Genomic DNA, 18,585 nt, shown 5'->3' with positions numbered 1-18,585 from the left:
GACAAACCCGACGACGCGAATCGCGCTGCAGCAGCGCAGGGCCTGATGAATTGGAATTAGGTTTCATCGATACCAGCTGGCGCAACGACTGCCCCACCCGCTGACTTCCGGTGCGCCTTTGAATTTGCCACGCGTTATGGCCACCTGCCATTCAATATCCCGGTCCTTCAGTTTTTTAGCGACGGTGCGCGGCAAAGCAAGGCCGCCCGGGAAATCCTGACACGAGGATAGTGGTAGCCTTGCCCCAACGAACGGCTGCGGAAACCACCCCGGCAGGAGCAAGGACGGGCCCGAAGGACGGGGCCGAAGTCATCGACCGGTATCAATTCGAGGGGTCACCGGCTACCGCCCGCCTGACTCACGAGTGGGCACGGTCAAGTCGTCGGACAAATCGTTTCGGCCCGCCCGCGCGGCATCGTTGATCCGGCAGACGTCTCATGTCGATTCCCAGCGCAGAGACGGAGAAAGGGGATCGAACTTCGAGCGGCGCTGCCTGCCGCATCCGCTATTGTGTGGTGGCCGCCGAACAGCCGGCGGCTGCGGCGCGAGGCGGTTGAAGCGTGGAGATTCGGCCCCTCCGGGTGCTCGCCGCCAGCTTTGGTGAAAAAGGCGACGCGGGGCGCAAGACCGTGCCCCACGGGATCTCTCTTGATTGATATCCGGACACGCATACCGCTCCTCACGACGCGATCACCCCGAATGCGGAGGCCCTGCAGAGGACGCAAACACCATCGTTGTCGTGACCGCCAGGACCTCATGCCGTTGACTGCGACAAAGTTCACAAGGTAGCCGGCAATAGGGTTTAAGATTTGCGGGTCGTCGCCATTTCCGCGTTGGCGACGGCCGGAAAGGTGGCAACAAGGCGACTCGGGAGACCGGTCCGGTGGCGCTCGATTAAGCGGGAAGCCGTTGTGCTACCGTGAGGTCGGACGCAAGCGTTGCCGAGGGAACAAGTCAACCGGCCGCGTAGTCGGTCGTTATCGGAACTTGTAAGTGGGTGAACGCGGCGGGCTATTACGGCGATTCCGGTCGGGGTGCTTCGGTTTGCGAGGCAGGGAACTTGGGACTCACTTGGTTCGAAGGGTCATAATGAAAAAATTTAGTGTGTCGTTGATCGCTTTGTCGCTGCTCCCTTTCCCGGGTTGGTGTAACGACATTGGCGCCGAGGTTCAGTCGGCCGCTGCTCCGAAGACACCGGCCATCAAGACGATCACCAACTTCACCCAAGCGCTGCGGTGTATGGACGAGTTGCTGTACGCCTACGGCAAGCAGGGCATTGCGATCACTTCGACTGGCATCCCCGACGAGACCGGCAAAGTCAAGACCGGCACCAAGGAAATGCTGATCACTGCTGTCTCGAAGATGACCGTCAAGAGCAACGCTTTTGATTTCATTGATTTTCACTCTGGGGCCGATGACCTCGGTGCGCTTTTTGCCGCACGAGGGGATCAAAGCCGACTGATGCCCGATTACTACATTCGCGGCTCGATCACGCAGATGGACGACAACAGCGTCCGCAAGAACAAGGGTATCGGCTTTTCACTGCCATTCCTTGACCTCGGGGTTTCGAAGGATGATGCCTACGATCTGATCAGCATGGATTTGAGCATTGGCGATGCCGCTACGCGCAAGATCATTCCCATTACGAGCACCTCCAACACTTTGGTACTGCTCAAGGGAGGGGTCGCCGGTGAGGGTGGCGGAAAGATCGGCAAACTGGGTCTGAGTTTCAACGTAGACATCAGCCGTAGCGAAGGCGTTGGAGCGGCGACAAGAACGCTTGTCGAGTTGGGTCTTATCGAAACCCTGGGCAAGTTCACTCAGGTGCCGTACTGGAAATGCCTCGATACGGACCTGACGAATCCCTTGATCCGTGAACAGGCGAGGGAGTGGTTCGACAATGCCAAGGAAAACGATCGGGTGTTGTTCGTTCAGCGCAAGCTGGCTGGGATGGGGCGTTTCGACGGGCCGTTGAACGGTGTGACCAGTGCTGCGCTCAAGAATTCGATTTCGGAGTATCAGGCAGCGGCCGGCCTGATCGCCGATGGTGTGGTGAACTTTGATCTGTATGCGAGCCTACTCGACAACCTCCAAAATCAGATAGCGGCACTTCCGGCCGCCGGATCCAAGACGAGTTATGTTCCCGGCGTTAGCGGGGCAAGCCGGCCGCCAGCTGCCACGCAGGTCGTGGCGACGCCAGCGGCTGGGCCGACGAATGCGCCGAATCCGGTTTTCCGGATGAAGCTCGATACGGACAGAGGAGGCCGGCCGGCGTACAGAGTAGGCGAGTTTCTCAACCTGACGCTCTCGATGAATACGCAGGGAACGGCGTATTGTTACTATCAGGACGTTTCGAGTACCACGGCGCGGATATTCCCGAATCAGTTTCGCTCCGACTCGTCGGTTCCTGCCGGGGCCGGGGTCAAGATTCCTTCGGGTGGTTTCAGGATCAGATTCGACAGGCCCGGGCCGGAGCGCGTAGCATGCATTGGTTCCGACCGGGAGTTGGTCATTCCCAGTGCGCTACGGGGTGCACGTGACCTGTCCCCGCTACCAGTCAAATCGGTCGATGACGTCATTGGTCAGTACAAGCAGAATAATCCGAGCGCTGTGGTCAGCATGGTCGACATCACCGTTACTCCGCAGTGAACAAGATGCCCACCCCGCTACGCTACTGTTCGACGCGGTTTATTCGACGGTTCGGACTGTTTGGCGCTGTCGTCTCTGGCTGCCTGTTCTTCGCCGTGAGCCAGACGGCCCTAGGCGAGATCATCGTCGGCGGCGGTGGCGGGGCGGCGCCGGGAGCCAGCGTTGCGGGGCAGGGCGCTCGCGACGCAAGACAAAGAGCGAACGTCGAACGGCGGAGGGGTGACGACGACTCGGCCAGTCCAAACATCGTCATTATTGATGGAAATAACAACGGTTGGGGCAGCGTGAATGACTGGTCAGCCACTGGGTCTCCGGCGGGCAATGGGGCGGCCTACAACAGGAGACGGGCCAACGAAAACCGCGTCTTTCTTGGCGACGACGCCCCGGCGCAGCCGGTGGTCATCGTGCCGGCTCCAGTTCCACCCAATCCAAGGCCGGTTTACGGCACGCCAGCCGAGCAGTCAGCAGCAAGAAACGCAACACGGGCCAACGCCTACCGGCAACGCAGCGACTAGACAAGGTGACTTGTCGCAAACCCGCTTCCAGGAGACTGAGCAATGAGGTATTTCGTAGCTTTGCCATTGTCGCTGTGTACAGCTATGGCCGGTGCGCAAGTGTCGATCGATCTGTCCGGCATTAGCGTGAAGACCGGCCCCGGATCGTCGGTTTCGGCATCGGGGAATACAGTTGCCAACGAAAAGGGCGTGATCGCTCCGGATGCCGATGTCGAAGGCGTCGTAATCATCAACGACACCCTGAGTATCGACGGCGTCAAGATAGCCCGAGGGGTTACTGAGTACGTTTCGAAGAAGACTAAAAAGGTCTATTCCATCCGATGGGGAAAGAAGGGTGAGGGTGTGACCGTCACGGAGAAGCCTTGAATGGGAAACTGGCGGACGGCTGTTTTGACAATGGTGGAGAGTATCGTGGGCGTGCCGCGTTTCGTCGGTCGGATGTTGCTGTTGCTTGGGTTGGCCGCCGGCCTATTGGGAAGCGCATGTGCGCACGCTTTCCAAGTCAAGGACGGTGACCTGAAGACGATCTTCTACTCGAAAACCGATGTCCCGGTGGTTTGGCGCTACACACCAAACAGCGAAGTGATGATTCTCGATGTGCCGGGACTTGAGCAACTTGGCCGGACTTTCAACCGGGTAACTCAACTAACTGAGCAGCAGTACAGCGAGCCCTACCCGCGGGTGCTAACCTCGCTGGAACTGGCGAAGTATATTGGGAACGCTCATCGGACGTTCGCCAATTTCGCCGCGGGTCATGACTTGCGGATAGCTGACCTCGTGCAGTTCTTCAACCTTGCAGATCGCGACAAGGTCGAGTTGTTCCCTGAGGAGTACGCGCTGCGTGACTTTCTTCTCGAGCAGGGCTTGATCAAGGAGTGGCGCGGATTCTACCAAGTGCAGAGGCCGCAGGCGATGATCCTTTCGATACCGCAGGTCCAGGAACGCCGCGGGGGCGAACCGGCGGTGACCAGCCAGGCGCGTTACGCTATTTTGCTGCATGAACTTGCCCATGCGGAATTTCACACCAACGCGGCCTATAACAAGTACTGTCGTGCCTTCTGGACGAACGGATTGACTGCGGCGCAAAGGGATTCCTTCAAGAAATTCCTGGCCGGCATGCGGTACTCGGTGGACAATGAGGATCTAGTGATCAACGAAGTGCAAGCCTATCTGATGTTTACTCCAGATGCCGGAGCGTTTTCAGCAGCCCGGTTGGGGGTCACGGAAAACGTACTGGCCGGTCTGCGTGACTCCTTTGCGCGCGGCCAGCCGCCGGTGCGGCTTCCACTCCGTGTCAAGGCAGGAGAGTTGCCATGAACCATTTCTCGTCGATCAGCCCTTGGATCGTTCTCCTCGTCGGCATCGGAGTTCCGCTGGGCAGCCTGGCACAGAAGACGACACGCATACAGGGGAACACGGAGATCAATGCCTCTTCGAACAACACCACTGCCGTCGCCGTCGGCAGCAATGTCGTCGCCAAGAACCGGGTCGGCGTTGTGCAAGGTGACAAGAAAGGAAATACACGAATCAATATATCGACGTCGAACGTTACAACGATCGTCGGGGGACGCAACAAAAAGGCATGTACCAACATAGGAGCGATTGTCAGCGATGAATGCAAATAAACTTTCACTGGCGCAATATCTGGTCGCCGTGGCTCTCTGTGCGTCCACAGGCGCCGCGTTCGCCGTGCAGAACCTCAATGCGGCCTCGCAGACCAAAGTAAACAATGCCATGGCCAAGGCTTGGCAGAAAGGTGGCAATCCCAACGATCCCGCACTACAGAAGCGAGTAGTGAATATCGGAAGCAAGCGGGCGGGGACGTGCGACGTGAACGTCGGTACGGTGCAACCCGGGCAGCGAGCTCCGAAAGATATCGTCGTAACGACCAAAGAAGTTATCAACGTGTGCAAGTGAGAGAGTCGATGAAAACGAACCTGTATCGCGCGGCCCTAGCGGCTGCTCTACTGACCCTGATGAACGGGGCGACCGTGCTACCGGCGTTGGCCGCCGACGATGAAGCGTCGAGCCTCGAGGAATTGAAGCGAGCGATGACCGAGCCGTCGGAAGCTCCGAAGAAGAAACGGACGCGCGCTATCGTTTTCGATGGCGATCCTCAGCAGGCTTCGACCAGCAGCCCCGCGGCGGCTGGCGGCGCGATGGATTGCGCCGCTCTGCCGCCGGACGTCCGGGCAACAGCCGTCCAGTTTCCGATTCAGTTCCGCCCGGGCAGTGCAGTCATTTCCCCGGCGTCGGGCAATACGCTGGTCGAAATAGCGAAAATTCTCTCGCTGACACCGGATCGCTGCATTATCGTCGAAGGACATACCGATGCGGAAGGCAACGCGGATCGAAACATGTCGTTGTCACGTGACCGCGCCAACGCCGTAGTCCGTTTTATCTCGGACAAGGGATCGGTTGAACGTAGACGCCTGGTGCCTATCGGCAAGGGTTCGACCGATCCGCTGCGGGACGTCGACCCTCGTGACCCGAGAAATCGCCGTGTGGTGTTCAAGGTTGTTGCCGGCTAACGGCAGGTGTCACTGCACCAACCATTCCAAACAAGGAAAAGCCTTATGCGTACCATTGCGACCCTCATTGTCGCCGTTGCCTTTGCTGCCTCGCCGGCTTTCGCCCAGAAGACTGAAGTCAAGGGCAAGACCGAGATCGACGCCAAACAAGAAAACGTCGCGGCGGTGGCGATCGGCAAGGACAACACGGCCAGGAACACAGCCGGTGCGATCAAGGGCGACACCAAGGTTCAAGGCAACACCAAGATCAAAGCCGAGCAGAAGAACGCGGCCGCCGTCGCAATAGGCAAGGGCAACACCGCGGCCAACGAAGCCGGCGTCATCGGCGGAAAATAAGGAAGCGCTCCTGAAACCACCGCTGGCGGCCATCCGCCAGCGGTGGTTTTTTTATCACCGAGGGAAACAAAATGCATTTCCCTCGGAAACCACACAAAAGGCGCCGGAAAGGCTAAGATTGGAGCTTCCCACCTACCGGGCATTGAGCGTGATCGGGCTGGTGCCACGCGCTCCTGTTGGCGACGCTGTACAAATAGCATAGCGGGCGGCGGACCGGTCTGCTGGAGGCGGCACCGCTGCAAGTAGGAGAGGTGGGCAGGAGAACGGCTGAATGCGCTGGTCGTCGACGTTCCGAGAAACTTCTTTGTGGAAGCCTGTGATGTCCCGAACGAGAACACACAAAAGGACTCTTATCTCCCGCACGAGCGTGGCCTTTTGGCTTGTCCCGATGTGCGCCGCGACGATCTGTGCGGCCGAGCCAAGTGCGCAAGGCGCGACTGTTTGGGGTGCTCAGATCAAAGTATCGCGCGGCATCGTCAACATCGAGCGCGACGGGCAGCGTTACCCAGGGGTCGTCGGCGCGCGTCTGAAGGAAAAGGACATTATCCAGACCGGCGGCAACGGATCGGTTGGCGTCATGTTCAATGATAACTCGACGCTTTCGCTGGGCCCTGACGCGGAGGTCGTGCTGCAGCGTTACGCTTATGATTCGACGACCTATATGGGCGCCTTCGATGCCTATATCAAACGGGGAACCGTTTCCGTGCAGGCTGGCAACATCGCCAAACAGGCTCCCGAGGCCATGCGCATGATGACACCGAAGGCGGAACTTACGGGCACCGCCAAGAACTACGTCGTCAGCGTTGGGGAGTAAGCCATGAACAGGCTATTGATCACACTTGTATTGTCTTTGACAGCCACGGCGTGCGCACACCGGGACAGTTTCGTGCTGCTACCCGATCGCGCCGGAGGATCGGTGGGCACCCTGGATATCAAGCCTTCGGAGGGCGGTAAGCCACTCAAGCTGGAGCAACCGTATCAGACTGCCAGGTCAACCATTGGCGGAAGCTTCGAACAAGGAACCACCAACGAGCAGGAGGTAAAGAAGCGCTACGCCGAAGCGATGGAGGCTTCACCGCCGCCGTTGGCCAGGTTCACACTTTATTTTCTGGAAGGCAGTGACGAGTTGACCGCCGCGTCGAAGAGTGAGCTGGTGGCAATCTTGGCTGAGATCAAGGGCCGTCCGGTACCCGACATTGTTGTCGTCGGTCACACTGATCGCGTCGGCACGATAGCCGACAATGATCGACTAGCGCTTCGTCGAGCCGAGTCTTTCCGGAAGAAATTGTTGCAACAAGGTATTGCCGACGAGTCGATCCAGACGGCGGGGCGTGGGGAACGCGAGCCACTGGTCAACACACCGGACGAAACGCCCGAGCCTCGTAATCGCCGGATCGAGATCCTCGTTCGGTGATGCGGAGAGGAAGCCTGCAAGCGCTGTTGCTTTTCCTCCTGGGGTTCTGCCTCGGCATTTCGGGTAATTCTCGAGCACAGTTGTCGGTCGAACCGATCCTGCGCATCGAAACCGGCGGGCATCAGTCGCTGATTACACGCGTCAGTACCGACGCTCAGGGGCGTTGGATCGTCACGGCATCGGAGGACAAGACTGCTCGCCTGTGGGAAACCGGCAGCGGCAAGCTGCTTGCGGTACTTCGCCCACCAGTTGGATCCGAGGGTCTCGGCGCAATTTATGCCGCAGCGCTGTCACCGGATGGCAAGCAGATTGCACTTGGCGGCAATTCAGCCTTCGACGGCAGAACCCACTCACTCTATATGTTCGATCGGGCGTCGGGACGCCTACCGGCGAAGAGCACGCTGTCCGGCCTCGAAGCGCCTCTGACACAACTGGCATGGTCGAAGGACAGCCAGTTCGTTGCGCTCGGCCTGCGCCAGTCCGGCTTGCGAGTTTTCCAACGCAACCTGGCATTAGTGGGTGGCGATCCGGAGTACAACGAAGCCATCTATGGCGCTGACTTTTCGTCCGACGGCAGATTGGTGACCTGCAGTCTGGATGGCAGCGTGCGTCTGTACCGAGTCGATCGAAAGGGCCTGCTGCGGACAGCGAGAAAACAGATGCCGGCGCGACCGTACTCGGTTGCTTTTTCTCCGGACGGCAGCATGATTGCCGTCGGATACCAGGACGCCGGACATATCGACGTACTGGACGCGGCTACGCTGGGCACGCGCTACTCGACGCCATCGAGCGCCGAGGGAAATCTCGGCCGGGTGGCGTGGACCGGTGACGGACGATTGCTGATCGGTGCCGGGACTGCCCGGGCCAACGATCGCTTCGTGGTACTCGCGTTTGCCGACGCCGGTCGCGGCCCGGGGCGAGAACTTGCGGGCTTCAGCAACATCGTCACGACGCTGGCGTCCCAGCGCGACGGCGTCGTGGTTGGCACGGCCGAGCCGTCGTGGGCGAGCTTCGACGGCTCCGGAAATCGTCGCCTTTTCGCCAGACCGCAGACGGCGGACTTCCGCGACGCGGGTGACCGGTTGCGGGTTTCGGCGGACGCACAACAGGTGTCCTTTCCGACGGCTCCTGCAGGCGACACTCTTCTCTTCGATCTCACCAAAGGGGACATTCGGCGCCCGGGCACGGAAGCAAGAGTCGATCCGCCACGCCAGCCTGGCTGGGGGGGGGGACCGAGCAACTGGAAGAACTCGACCACTCCGAAATTGGGCTCGCGGCAACTTCAGCTTCGCCCTGGCGAGGTATCGAGGAGCGTCGCGCTATCACCAGACAAACAACGTTTCGTTCTAGGCACAGAGTGGTACCTGCGCGCTTTCGATGGCGACGGCAATCAGATATGGGAACGCAGAACGCCGGGCGCGGTATGGGCGACGAACATCAGCGGTGATGGCCGGTGGGCTCTAGCGGCGCTCGGTGACGGTACCATACGCTGGTACCGCCTGCAGGACGGTGTGGAGCAACTGTCGTTGTTCGTCCATGTCGACGGCAGGCGCTGGATCATCTGGTCCGCTTCCGGTTATTACGATACCTCACTCGACGGCGAGGACCTGGTCGGCTGGCACTTGAACCGCGGCCTGAACCAAGCGTCGGATTTCTTTTCAGTGGGCCGCTTCCGCGACCGCTTCTATCGCCCGGAGATCATACAGAGCATCCTGCAAACAGGCGACGAAGGTGAGGCGATTCGTCAGGCTCAGGCGGCTCTGGCGGCTCTGGCGGCAAGCGAAAAAGCGGTCCCGCAGCAGCCACCATCGGCTACTACGCCGCTAAAGGCCTCACCGCCCGTGCTACCGCAAGCTTCGATGGCGTTCGAAAAGACCCCGATTACGAGCACCTTGCCACCCGTGATCGACCTGCAAACCGACAGCCAAATCGAAAGCTCGGCGACCACCTTGCCGGTGCGTTTCGTCCTCCGTAGCCCACCCGACGCACCGGTCGGCGAAGTCAAGGTAAGGGTTAACGATAAACTCGTTCGTTCGCTTGACAGCCGCGCCCTGCGGAGTACGCGCGGGGAAGCGCAGGAAGTGCAGGTGGCCGTACCACCAGTCGACAGCCAGATCAGGATTTTCGCCGCCAACAAGTATGGCAAGTCCGAACCAGCGGTCATCAATGTCCGGCGCAGCGCGGCACCCACCAAGCTTCCAGAGACTCGTTTTGACACTCTTTATTTGTTGATCATCGGTGTCAGCAAGTACCCGGAGGAGTGGCGACTCGAACTGGCAGAGAAGGACGCGCGCGACTTCAACCATCATATGGTTCGCCAGGCTGGCCAGCTATACGGTACGGCCGTACCGCGCTTGTTGATCAACGAACAGGCCAGTCGTGAGAAGATCCTCGAAGGGCTGCGCTGGCTGCGTGAAACAGTCGGCGAAAGGGATGCAGGCGTCGTTTTTATGGCCGGTCACGGTGATCGAGTAGGGTCGGCGTATTATTTTATTCCTGGCGATCCGGAAGTCTTACCCTCACGCGCGGACTTCAAGAGCGGATCCGAGTTTGAGGCGTGGAAACAGAAAAACGCACCAAAGCGGTGGGTGCCGGGCGAGGAGATTGCCAGGACTCTGCTGGGGTTGAAAGGTCGGTCGGCATTTTTTATCGACACCTGCCACTCCGGTATTAACGCTCGGCCGGGCCAATCCACCAATCCCGATCTGACCAAGGCGCTCAACGAGATCAACGAAGAGCGGGGCGTGATCGTTTTCGCGTCCTCGACGGGCAAGGAACTCTCGCAGGAAGACCCGGCATGGGGCAACGGTGCTTTTACCAAAGCGATCATCGAGGGTATTCGCGGCGGGGCAGATTTCCGGAAGGATGGCCTTATTCGCCCGTCGACTCTGCAGAGTTATGTTACTGACCGCGTCATGGAATTGACCAAGAGGGAGCAGCGGCCGGTAATTTTCACGGTTGGTATCGACGATCCGATCGCCGTCAAAGGGCAATAGTTTTATTAAAAGGGGGAATTAGGATGACCACGAGTTGCTTCAGCTTGCGCGCTTGCGCAGCAGCGATGGCGAGCGTAATGCTTCTTTCGGCTTGCGTTACGAATCCGGATGGCACAACTCGGCTGGACGACCGGGCGACCGGAGCGCTCATTGGCGCCGCTGCCGGTTGTGCCGTCGGCTCAGTGGTGAGCGGCGGGAAGGGCTGTCTGGTTGGCGCGGCGGCTGGCGCGGCAGTCGGTTTTATGATTGGCTGGTATTTCGAATCGAAAAAGGTATCAAGTGCCAACGAGGTGAATGCGGAATACAAGAAGAAGAAAGGCCAAGTGATCCCGAAAGACGAAGTCAAGCCGGCCAAGTTTGATACCGTGGTGAAACCTGGTACCGTCGATAAGGATGGACAGCGCGAAGTGCAGGTGACATCGAACACCGACCTCATCGGTTACGGCGACAAAGCGCCGGAAGTGACCCAGCAATACGCCATTTACGATGAGAACAACAAGTTGATCGAAGAGAAAAGCGAGCGTGTGGCAGCGGTCGACGGTGCCGGACGTTATCAGACCAACTCCAAGTTCAAGTTGCCGGCGTCGGCGAAAGGCAAGAAGTACACAGTCAAGACCACTCTCGTTGCCAACAACCAGACGTACAAGGAAAACTCGTACAAGGTATCCGTACTCGAAGACGGCTTTCTCCTGGCCATGGCCAACTGAGCTGAGTCACGCGAAGTCAGTAACCATGCACTGCTCCGGGGCTACACTGTCCGGGTGGCCCCGCGGACAACGTCGAATCGACTTGCCTGCCGGATCGTCGACACTGCTTTTTTGTTGGCGCGAGGATGCTACGCAATTTGGCTAGAGGCGGGGCCGGTTGTGGAGCGCGTGTAGTGTGGCAGGCCAGTGCCCCCTTCGTTCGCCGTCCGTACCTCTAACTCTATTGCTAATAGCCTGAATTTCCAGTAACTTGAGGGGGCACTTCGGGGGTGCCGCGCCGCTATCTGGCGATGGCTGAGTCAATCCCTTCGAACCTGTTCGGGTCATGCCGTCGTAGGAAAGCGGAGCGCCTTTGGTAACGCCATGGGTTATCTCGGCCCTTTCCGCGTCGCCAAGCCCTTGCACGCTCCACGTGTCGGCAGTGCTTCCGCCACACACCTTCGCAAGGAAACACCATGAATGCTAACGAAAAGTTTCTCGCCACCGATGCTCAGGTAGATGCCGACGCCATCAAGGCGCTTCCCAATTCGCGCAAGATCTACGTCGGTGGCAGCCGCCCTGACCTCCGCGTGCCGATGCGCGAGATTTCGCAGGCGGACACCGATACGGCTTTTGGAGGCGAGAGGAACCCGCCGATCTACGTTTATGATTGCTCCGGGCCTTATACCGATCCGCGGGAGACTATCGATATTCGACGAGGGCTACCGGCTTTACGCGAGTCGTGGATTGCTGAGCGAGGCGATACGGAGTCGCTGGAGGAATTGAGCTCCGAATTCGGTCGCGTGCGGGCAGCGGACGCCGCTTTGAACGTCATGCGCTTCCCCGGACTACTGCGCCGGCCGCTGAGAGCTAAGGCCGGGGGCAATGTCAGCCAGATGCACTACGCACGGCGCGGCATCGTCACGCCGGAGATGGAATATGTTGCCATTCGCGAAAACAACAATCGGCGCGCGTATATCGAGCAGTTGGCCGCGTCCGGCCCACAGGGCGCCCGACTGGCCGAAGTCCTCTGTCGGCAGCATCACGGACAGAACTTTGGCGCCAGCATTCCCAACGAAATCACCCCGGAGTTCGTATGCGCCGAGGTGGCGCGCGGCCGAGCGATCATTCCTTGCAACGTCAACCATCCGGAAAGTGAGCCGATGATCATCGGCCGCAATTTTCTCACCAAGATCAACGCCAACATCGGGAACTCGGCGCTCGGCTCGAGCATTCAGGAAGAAGTCGAGAAAATGACCTGGGCGATCCGCTGGGGCGGTGACACAGTGATGGATCTATCAACCGGCAGAAACATCCACGAGACAAGGGAGTGGATCATCCGCAACAGCCCGGTCCCGATTGGAACGGTGCCAATTTACCAGGCACTGGAGAAGGTCGACGGCAAGGCGGAGGAACTGACTTGGGAGATTTTTCGCGACACCCTGATCGAACAAGCCGAACAAGGTGTCGACTACTTCACGATCCACGCCGGCGTCCTGCTGCGCTACGTGCCATTGACAGCCAAGCGCCTGACCGGCATCGTGTCACGCGGTGGTTCGATCATGGCCAAGTGGTGCTTGGCCCATCACCGCGAGAGTTTTCTTTACACTCACTTTCAGGATATCTGCGAGATCATGAAGGCTTACGATGTCGCCTTCAGTCTCGGCGACGGCCTGCGCCCCGGGTCGATCTACGATGCCAACGACGAAGCGCAACTGAGCGAGCTGCGGACGCTCGGCGAGTTGACCGATATTGCTTGGCAACATGACATCCAGGTCATGATCGAAGGTCCGGGCCATGTGCCGATGCACATGATCAAGGAGAACATGGACCTGCAGCTGGCGTACTGCAAGGAAGCTCCATTCTATACTCTAGGTCCATTGACCACCGACATCGCTCCCGGCTACGACCATATCACCAGTGGCATCGGTGCGGCGATGATCGGTTGGTATGGCACCGCAATGCTATGCTACGTGACGCCGAAAGAACACCTTGGTCTGCCTGACAAAGATGATGTCAAGGAAGGCATCATCACCTACAAGTTGGCTGCGCATGCCGCAGACCTCGCAAAAGGGCATCCGGGCGCGCAGATTCGCGACAACGCATTGTCGAAGGCACGCTTCGAATTCCGCTGGGAGGACCAGTTCAACCTCGGTCTCGACCCCGACAAGGCGCGCGAGTTTCACGACGAAACGCTACCCAAGGAATCGGCAAAGGTCGCTCATTTTTGCTCGATGTGTGGCCCGCATTTTTGTTCGATGAAGATCACCCAGGAAGTCAGGGACTTTGCCGCCGCACAAGGTCTCACTGACAGCGAGGCTCTGGCCCGAGGGATGGAGGTGAAAGCGGTGGAATTCGTCAAGGCCGGTGGCGAGGTCTATCGCAGAGTGTGAGACTCGGGGCCGCGAGAGGGCGCCGGCGCGGGAAGCGGCGGAGGGCTGGCACCGACCGGTGGCAGCCCTCCGGACACACTTCCGATCGATTACTTGCCGGGCGACAGTTCGGTCAGAAGTCGCTAGCCGCGTCCCAAAGGACGTAGCCGTCCTCTTTGCGCGTCCACTCGAGAAGTTCTATTAGGGGGAAAGCGCGTTGGCCAAAGCCGATTTTCTCTCCCTCCTCCGCGTCCTCGTCGCTCTCGGCCGGCTGATCAGCTTTGCTTTCGGCGCTGGCCATACGCAATCGCTGGATTGCGTCGGCTAACTGCTCGTTGGTAATCACGCCGCGCGCGTTGCAGTCCTTGCCGATCAGTTGGAGCAGTGGTCGCGCGACGGTGGCGAACATCATGATCTGTCCGGAAGTGCTGGAAGTGAATTTGACGAGCATGATCGCGTCTCCTTGAGCTTACCATGAACGTAGAAGGGGCGACTTGCGAGACGCCGTTTGCTGCTTACTGGCATCGCTGGCACCAGGAAGAACAATAGTCTATTGTCGGCCGTTTGTCTTGTTCGTCGGTAGACTGGCGCTGGGACCGAGTGGCCTTCGCAACCGATAGAAGATCAATGGAACTGGAGCGTTTACTTAGAACTCAAGGTTTTGGCAGTCGCGCCGAGTGCCGCGCCATGGTCAGCGCGGGTCGAGTCAGCGTTCGGGGTCAGTGCTGCGATGATCCGCTGGCCGACTTTGAAGCGGAGGGTTTGAGCTTCACGGTGGACGGCGACGTGTGGACCTACCGGCGGTCGGTGTATTTGGCACTACACAAACCGGCGGGTTACGAGTGCTCGCACCGGCCAAGCTGCCACCCAAGCGTGTATTCGTTGCTGCCCCAGCCGCTGGTGCGCCGCGGAGTTCAGGCGGTCGGTCGGCTTGATGAGGACACCACCGGCCTGCTTCTGCTCACCGACGACGGCGACTTCATTCACACTTGCACGTCGCCGCGCAAGCAGGTGCCAAAAGTGTATGAGGTCAGCACGCGGCACGCTGTCGATGAAGCGCAGCTCGAGGCACTGCGTGGTGGAGTGTTGCTGCATGGCGAAGCACAGCCGATCGCTGCCGCTGCCTGTCTTCGGCTGGACGAGCGGCGTCTTCGGCTGACTGTGACGCTCGGCCGGTACCACTTGGTCAGACGTATGGTCGCTGCCATCGGCAATCGTGTCGAGGCATTGCATCGTGTCGCGATCGGTGGTTTCGCGTTGCCTACCGCGCTGGCCGTGGGCCACTGGATGTGGCTGGAGGCGGAGCAAGTACAGCTCGTTGTGCGACGTGACTAAAGCGCACGAAGTGAGGTTTGGGGCAACGGGCGTAGGCCACCGAGGTGTTTGGGGGAAATAATGATGATCAGGCGATCGTGAATTGGCGGGGAAGGCAGGAGGAAAGAAGTGCACTACGAATCTTGGATCGATCGCCATGACACTGACTGAATTGCGTTACATCGTGACGCTCGCACGTGAAAGACACTTTGGGCGGGCAGCCGAAAAGTGCCACGTGAGCCAACCGACCTTGTCGGTGGCGCTGAAAAAGGTCGAACAGAGGTTTGGTGTGGTTCTCTTCGAACGGTCATCAGCGGATGTGCGCCTGACAACGATTGGCGAACAGATCGCGCGGCAGGCTGAACGTGTTCTGGAGGAAGCCGAACGACTCAGAGAAGTAGTCACGCAGGGCAAGGATCCGCTACAAGGTCCATTGCGCCTCGGCGTCATCTATACGATCGCGCCCTATCTGTTGCCGCGCTTGATCCCGGCCTTGCATGCGCGCGCGCCACGGATGCCCCTTTTCCTGCAAGAGAACTTCACCGTCAGCCTGGCGGCACAGTTGCGGCGCGGCGACCTTGACGCGATTGTCGTTGCGCTGCCGTTTGCTGAGCCGGGTGTCGTATCACGCGTGGTCTATCGCGAACCCTTCCGTGTGCTGATCCCGGCCGGACATCCGCTGGCGCGCCGAGGGCTGATCGATGTTGACGAGGTGGCGGTCGAGAACTTGCTACTTCTAGGCAAGGGGAACTGTTTTCGAGATCAGGTGGTACAGGCTTGCCCCAACTTGGCGGCGCCCGGTGGCACCGACGGCGCGCTGGAGGGAAGCTCCCTCGAAACGATCCGTTATATGGTGGCCAGTGGGGCTGGCATATCGGTCGTTCCCGCGTCGGCTGCCGCCTCGTGGCCAGCGGACGATCCGCTGCTTCAGTATCGCGAGTTCAGCGCGCCCGCCCCAGAGCGCAAGGTGGTCATCGCTTGGCGGGCGACTTTCCCGCGTCCGCAAGCTATCGATGTCCTGAGAGCGGCGATTCTCGACTCCCCGCCGGCCGGAGTCCACACGAACTGAGAATATGGGGGATCGGACTAGCGACGGCGAAGAAGGAAAAGCGTTTCACGTGAAACGGCAGACGATACCCCCCACCGCGGCCACTAGCCGGTAGCAGCTTTCTTGCGGCCGGCTGAGCGTGCGCCACTCGCTGTCGGCCCGGAACTCCGCTTCGCTTGCGCTCTTGGTTCGCGTTTTTCGAATTCGAAGCCGACCTTACCGTCCGAGGAGCGTACGAGATAAGCCGAAAATTTTCGCCGAGTGCGCGCAGATACGAAGTCCCGGAGCAAGTCGGTACGCCCACTACTGAGAAGCTTCTGCATCTGCTCCGCTTCGACCGCCTGCTGCAGAATGACTTTTCCTGAGCGAAAGTCGCAGCTCTTGGCGGCACCGATCGACTTTTCGCAAACGTAAGACATGCCGTGTTCGAAGACCGAAGCGCCACATTTCGGGCAGACGCCCAAAGCTTTGCTTTGCGAGAAATCGACTTCCTCGCCGGATCCTTCGGCGCCACTGCTACTCTGGCCAAAGTCGAATTCCGGAGCGTTCTCCGCGTTGAGTTGAACGATCGCATTGAACGGACGCCCCATCTTGTTGCGAAAACCGCTGAGTGGGCCGATCCGTCGAGACATCAGTAGTTGCTCGATTTCAGCGGCCTCGAACTGGCGGCCGGCAACGATTTTCCAAAGCGAAAAGTCGCAGGACTGGCACTGGAATTTTTTGTAGCTTTCCTTGATCAGACCGCCGCATCTGGGGCAAGGTGTCGACAACTCCCCGAAGTCGCCGGGGACCGTGTCGCTGTCGTAACTCTTGGCTCGATCGACGATACGCTGCGTCATCGCCGCGATCTCATTCATAAACTCGCTGCGTGCCAGTTCCCCACGCTCCATTCGCGCAAGCTTCCACTCCCATTCGCCGGTCAGCTCCGGCGCCGTCAGCTCGGGAATGCCGAGCCCATTCAACAAAGTCATGAGAGAGAAGGCTTTCGCCGTCGGTATGAGTTCCCGGCCCTCGCGGTGCAAGTACTGTTCGGCGAGCAGATTCTCGATGATTTGCGCTCGGGTGGCAGGTGTGCCAAGTCCACGGCCGGCCATCGCGGTGCGCAACTCCTCGTCGTCCATGGATTTGCCAGCTCCCTCCATGGCCGTCAGCAGGCTGGCCTCCGAGTAGCGGGCTGGCGGGCGCGTCTGGTGAGCACTGAGAACCATATCTCGGGCATGCACTCGCTCCTCCGCCTGAACGGCGACCAGATTGCCTTCTTCACCTTCCTGCGCCTCACGGCCGTACACCGCCAACCAGCCTGGACTGACCAGCACCTTGCCCTCTGTCTTGAACGGCTCTCCGGCGACCCGTGTGATACGCGTGGTGACGAGAAACTCCGCAGCCGGAAAAAAGACAGCGAGAAAACGCTTTACGACCATGTCGTATAGCTTCATCTCGGGTTCCGACAGATGCCTTGGCGCCTGCAGCGTAGGGATGATTGCGAAGTGATCCGAAACCTTGGCGTCGTTGAAGATGCGCTTGTTAGGGACGACCCATTTCATCGCCAGTATTCTTTCGGCGAAACCCGCGTAGCGAGCCAGCGTGCTTTCGTCGTGCCCCTTGCCCGCACCATCGCCGGTCAGCATCGATAGTGTGTCGACAACCGTTTGTCGATAATCCTCGGGGAGAGCGCGTGAGTCGGTACGCGGATAGGTGAGGATCTTGTGCTTCTCGTAGAGCGCCTGGGCAAGGCCCAAGGTGGCCTTGGCCGAGAAACCGAAACGGCTGTTCGCCTCGCGCTGCAAGCTCGTGAGATCAAAAAGCAACGGTGACAGTTGCGTCGATGCCTTGGACTCCTCCTGAACGTCCCCTTCGTGTCCGAGGCACTTTCGCTGCAGTGCCGCCGCTCGCTCCGCGTCCCACAGGCGTTCAGCTCGCGCGTGCTCGTCCTCCTCCTTACCTTTGAAATTCTCGTCGAACCATCGGCCACGGTATTCTCCAGCGGCGCAGGCGAATAGCCCTTCGAGTTCCCAGTAGGAGCGCGGCAAAAACTTGCGTATCCTGTCCTCACGCTCGACCATCAGCGCCAGTGTCGGCGTCTGAACGCGACCCACCGTGGTCAGGTGAAAACCGCCGGTTTTCGAGTTGAAGGCGGTCATTGCGCGCGTGCCATTGATGCCGACCAACCAGTCGGACTCCGACCGGCAGACCGCCGCATCGCCCAAACCACGCATTTCCGCCCCGGTTCGCAGATGCGAGAAACCGTCTCGGATTGCCTGGGGTGTCATCGATTGAAGCCACAAACGCTCGACGGGCTTACCGCTCCCCGCATGCTGATTGATGTAGTTGAAAATCAATTCACCCTCACGCCCGGCGTCACAAGCGTTGACCAGGCCAACGACGTCCTTGCGTTTGATCAGGCGAACCAGGAGCTTGAGCCGCGCTTCGGTCTTAGCAATCGGCTGCAGCGCGAAGTGCGGCGGAATGACCGGAAGATGCGCGAACGACCACTTTCCTCGCTTAACCTCGTACTCTTCGGGACAAGCCAACTCCAGCAAATGACCGATGGCCGAGGAGAGAACATAGGAGTCACTCTCAAAATAGTCGTCGTTCCGCACGAAGCCGCCGAGCGCGCGCGCAATGTCGGCGGCGACAGAAGGTTTCTCGGTGATGATCAGTTTCTTGCTCATGGGAGTCTTCAGCGGCCCGGAGGATTGGCAAAAAGGGAGCATCTGGGACAGA

Annotated in this window: 17 protein-coding genes; 15 read left to right on the top strand and 2 right to left on the bottom strand. The window is 59.5% G+C overall.

Annotated features, from left to right (window positions below; genetic code table 11):
- Positions 1-1,239 precede the first annotated feature (1,239 nt).
- The 13 genes from Q1M07_RS15145 to thiC all read left to right on the top strand — a co-directional run bounded on the left by Q1M07_RS15145 (position 1,240) and on the right by thiC (position 13,520).
- Positions 1,240-2,649 (top strand): DUF4384 domain-containing protein, encoded by a 1,410-nt coding sequence (locus Q1M07_RS15145; protein WP_300454786.1) that lies wholly within the window; start codon positions 1,240-1,242, stop codon positions 2,647-2,649.
- A 5-nt stretch (positions 2,650-2,654) separates the two neighbouring features.
- Complete coding sequence (locus Q1M07_RS15140) at positions 2,655-3,164, top strand: hypothetical protein (RefSeq protein ID WP_300454784.1); 510 nt, start codon at positions 2,655-2,657, stop codon at positions 3,162-3,164.
- Between the two features lie 42 nt (positions 3,165-3,206).
- Entirely contained in the window at positions 3,207-3,530 is a 324-nt protein-coding gene (locus Q1M07_RS15135; RefSeq protein ID WP_300454782.1) for a hypothetical protein, read from the top strand.
- A complete protein-coding gene (locus Q1M07_RS15130) occupies positions 3,531-4,481 on the top strand; it encodes a hypothetical protein (protein ID WP_300454780.1) in 951 nt (316 codons plus the stop codon).
- Positions 4,478-4,789 carry a hypothetical protein gene (locus Q1M07_RS15125; protein WP_300454778.1) on the top strand — a complete coding sequence of 104 codons (312 nt, stop codon included), beginning with the start codon at positions 4,478-4,480 and terminating at the stop codon, positions 4,787-4,789. The genes Q1M07_RS15130 and Q1M07_RS15125 overlap by 4 nt, the downstream gene beginning before the upstream one ends.
- Positions 4,776-5,081 carry a hypothetical protein gene (locus Q1M07_RS15120; RefSeq protein WP_300454776.1) on the top strand — a complete coding sequence of 102 codons (306 nt, stop codon included), beginning with the start codon at positions 4,776-4,778 and terminating at the stop codon, positions 5,079-5,081. Before Q1M07_RS15125 ends, Q1M07_RS15120 begins: the two co-directional genes overlap by 14 nt.
- Positions 5,082-5,089: 8 nt before the next feature.
- Entirely contained in the window at positions 5,090-5,695 is a 606-nt protein-coding gene (locus tag Q1M07_RS15115) for an OmpA family protein (RefSeq protein WP_300454774.1), read from the top strand.
- A 6-nt stretch (positions 5,696-5,701) separates the two neighbouring features.
- Complete coding sequence (locus tag Q1M07_RS15110; RefSeq protein ID WP_300454772.1) at positions 5,702-6,031, top strand: hypothetical protein; 330 nt, start codon at positions 5,702-5,704, stop codon at positions 6,029-6,031.
- Positions 6,032-6,302: 271 nt separating this feature from the next.
- Positions 6,303-6,845: a FecR domain-containing protein gene (locus tag Q1M07_RS15105; protein WP_300454770.1), complete on the top strand. Its 543-nt coding sequence runs from the start codon at positions 6,303-6,305 to the stop codon at positions 6,843-6,845.
- A gap of 3 nt (positions 6,846-6,848) precedes the next feature.
- On the top strand, positions 6,849-7,445 hold the full coding sequence (locus Q1M07_RS15100) for an OmpA family protein (protein ID WP_300454768.1): 597 nt from the start codon (positions 6,849-6,851) through the stop codon (positions 7,443-7,445).
- Complete coding sequence (locus Q1M07_RS15095) at positions 7,445-10,441, top strand: caspase family protein (protein WP_300454766.1); 2,997 nt, start codon at positions 7,445-7,447, stop codon at positions 10,439-10,441. Before Q1M07_RS15100 ends, Q1M07_RS15095 begins: the two co-directional genes overlap by 1 nt.
- A 77-nt stretch (positions 10,442-10,518) precedes the next feature.
- A complete protein-coding gene (locus Q1M07_RS15090; RefSeq protein ID WP_300454764.1) occupies positions 10,519-11,148 on the top strand; it encodes a glycine zipper domain-containing protein in 630 nt (209 codons plus the stop codon).
- A gap of 455 nt (positions 11,149-11,603) precedes the next feature.
- On the top strand, positions 11,604-13,520 hold the full coding sequence (gene thiC, locus Q1M07_RS15085; RefSeq protein WP_300454762.1) for a phosphomethylpyrimidine synthase ThiC: 1,917 nt from the start codon (positions 11,604-11,606) through the stop codon (positions 13,518-13,520).
- Between the two features lie 112 nt (positions 13,521-13,632).
- Here the strand turns inward: thiC and Q1M07_RS15080 are convergent, their stop codons facing one another.
- Positions 13,633-13,950, bottom strand: coding sequence for a DUF1840 domain-containing protein (locus tag Q1M07_RS15080; protein ID WP_300454760.1), 318 nt, complete (start codon positions 13,948-13,950; stop codon positions 13,633-13,635).
- 176 nt (positions 13,951-14,126) lie between these two features.
- On the opposite strand from Q1M07_RS15080, the gene Q1M07_RS15075 reads away from it, so the two are divergent.
- Together Q1M07_RS15075 and Q1M07_RS15070 are read left to right on the top strand one after the other, a co-directional pair.
- The gene (locus Q1M07_RS15075; protein WP_300454759.1) at positions 14,127-14,834 is read left to right on the top strand and encodes a 16S rRNA pseudouridine(516) synthase; all 708 of its coding nucleotides are present in this window, start codon (positions 14,127-14,129) and stop codon (positions 14,832-14,834) included.
- Between the two features lie 136 nt (positions 14,835-14,970).
- Positions 14,971-15,882: a LysR substrate-binding domain-containing protein gene (locus Q1M07_RS15070; protein ID WP_300454757.1), complete on the top strand. Its 912-nt coding sequence runs from the start codon at positions 14,971-14,973 to the stop codon at positions 15,880-15,882.
- Positions 15,883-15,965: 83 nt separating this feature from the next.
- Here Q1M07_RS15070 and Q1M07_RS15065 read toward each other — a convergent pair whose 3' ends face one another.
- Positions 15,966-18,533, bottom strand: a complete 2,568-nt coding sequence (locus tag Q1M07_RS15065) for a DNA topoisomerase III (protein ID WP_300454755.1) — start codon at positions 18,531-18,533, stop codon at positions 15,966-15,968.
- Positions 18,534-18,585 lie beyond the last annotated feature (52 nt).

Origin of the sequence: Accumulibacter sp. (genome assembly GCF_029255285.1) — a bacterium.
Lineage (GTDB): Bacteria > Pseudomonadota > Gammaproteobacteria > Burkholderiales > Rhodocyclaceae > Accumulibacter.
Note: the sequence above shows the minus strand (reverse complement) of the source record. Positions and strands in the feature narration are given on the sequence as shown.

Coding starts and splice junctions, on each gene's coding strand:
- Q1M07_RS15115 (WP_300454774.1), top strand. CDS start 5,090: ATGAAAACGAACCTGTATCGCGCGGCCCTAGCGGCTGCTCTACTGACC.
- Q1M07_RS15105 (WP_300454770.1), top strand. CDS start 6,303: ATGCGCTGGTCGTCGACGTTCCGAGAAACTTCTTTGTGGAAGCCTGTG.
- Q1M07_RS15070 (WP_300454757.1), top strand. CDS start 14,971: ATGACACTGACTGAATTGCGTTACATCGTGACGCTCGCACGTGAAAGA.
- Q1M07_RS15075 (WP_300454759.1), top strand. CDS start 14,127: ATGGAACTGGAGCGTTTACTTAGAACTCAAGGTTTTGGCAGTCGCGCC.
- thiC (WP_300454762.1), top strand. CDS start 11,604: ATGAATGCTAACGAAAAGTTTCTCGCCACCGATGCTCAGGTAGATGCC.
- Q1M07_RS15145 (WP_300454786.1), top strand. CDS start 1,240: ATGGACGAGTTGCTGTACGCCTACGGCAAGCAGGGCATTGCGATCACT.
- Q1M07_RS15140 (WP_300454784.1), top strand. CDS start 2,655: ATGCCCACCCCGCTACGCTACTGTTCGACGCGGTTTATTCGACGGTTC.
- Q1M07_RS15125 (WP_300454778.1), top strand. CDS start 4,478: ATGAACCATTTCTCGTCGATCAGCCCTTGGATCGTTCTCCTCGTCGGC.
- Q1M07_RS15130 (WP_300454780.1), top strand. CDS start 3,531: ATGGGAAACTGGCGGACGGCTGTTTTGACAATGGTGGAGAGTATCGTG.
- Q1M07_RS15095 (WP_300454766.1), top strand. CDS start 7,445: ATGCGGAGAGGAAGCCTGCAAGCGCTGTTGCTTTTCCTCCTGGGGTTC.
- Q1M07_RS15065 (WP_300454755.1), bottom strand. CDS start 18,533: ATGAGCAAGAAACTGATCATCACCGAGAAACCTTCTGTCGCCGCCGAC.
- Q1M07_RS15135 (WP_300454782.1), top strand. CDS start 3,207: ATGAGGTATTTCGTAGCTTTGCCATTGTCGCTGTGTACAGCTATGGCC.
- Q1M07_RS15090 (WP_300454764.1), top strand. CDS start 10,519: ATGCTTCTTTCGGCTTGCGTTACGAATCCGGATGGCACAACTCGGCTG.
- Q1M07_RS15100 (WP_300454768.1), top strand. CDS start 6,849: ATGAACAGGCTATTGATCACACTTGTATTGTCTTTGACAGCCACGGCG.
- Q1M07_RS15080 (WP_300454760.1), bottom strand. CDS start 13,950: ATGCTCGTCAAATTCACTTCCAGCACTTCCGGACAGATCATGATGTTC.
- Q1M07_RS15120 (WP_300454776.1), top strand. CDS start 4,776: ATGAATGCAAATAAACTTTCACTGGCGCAATATCTGGTCGCCGTGGCT.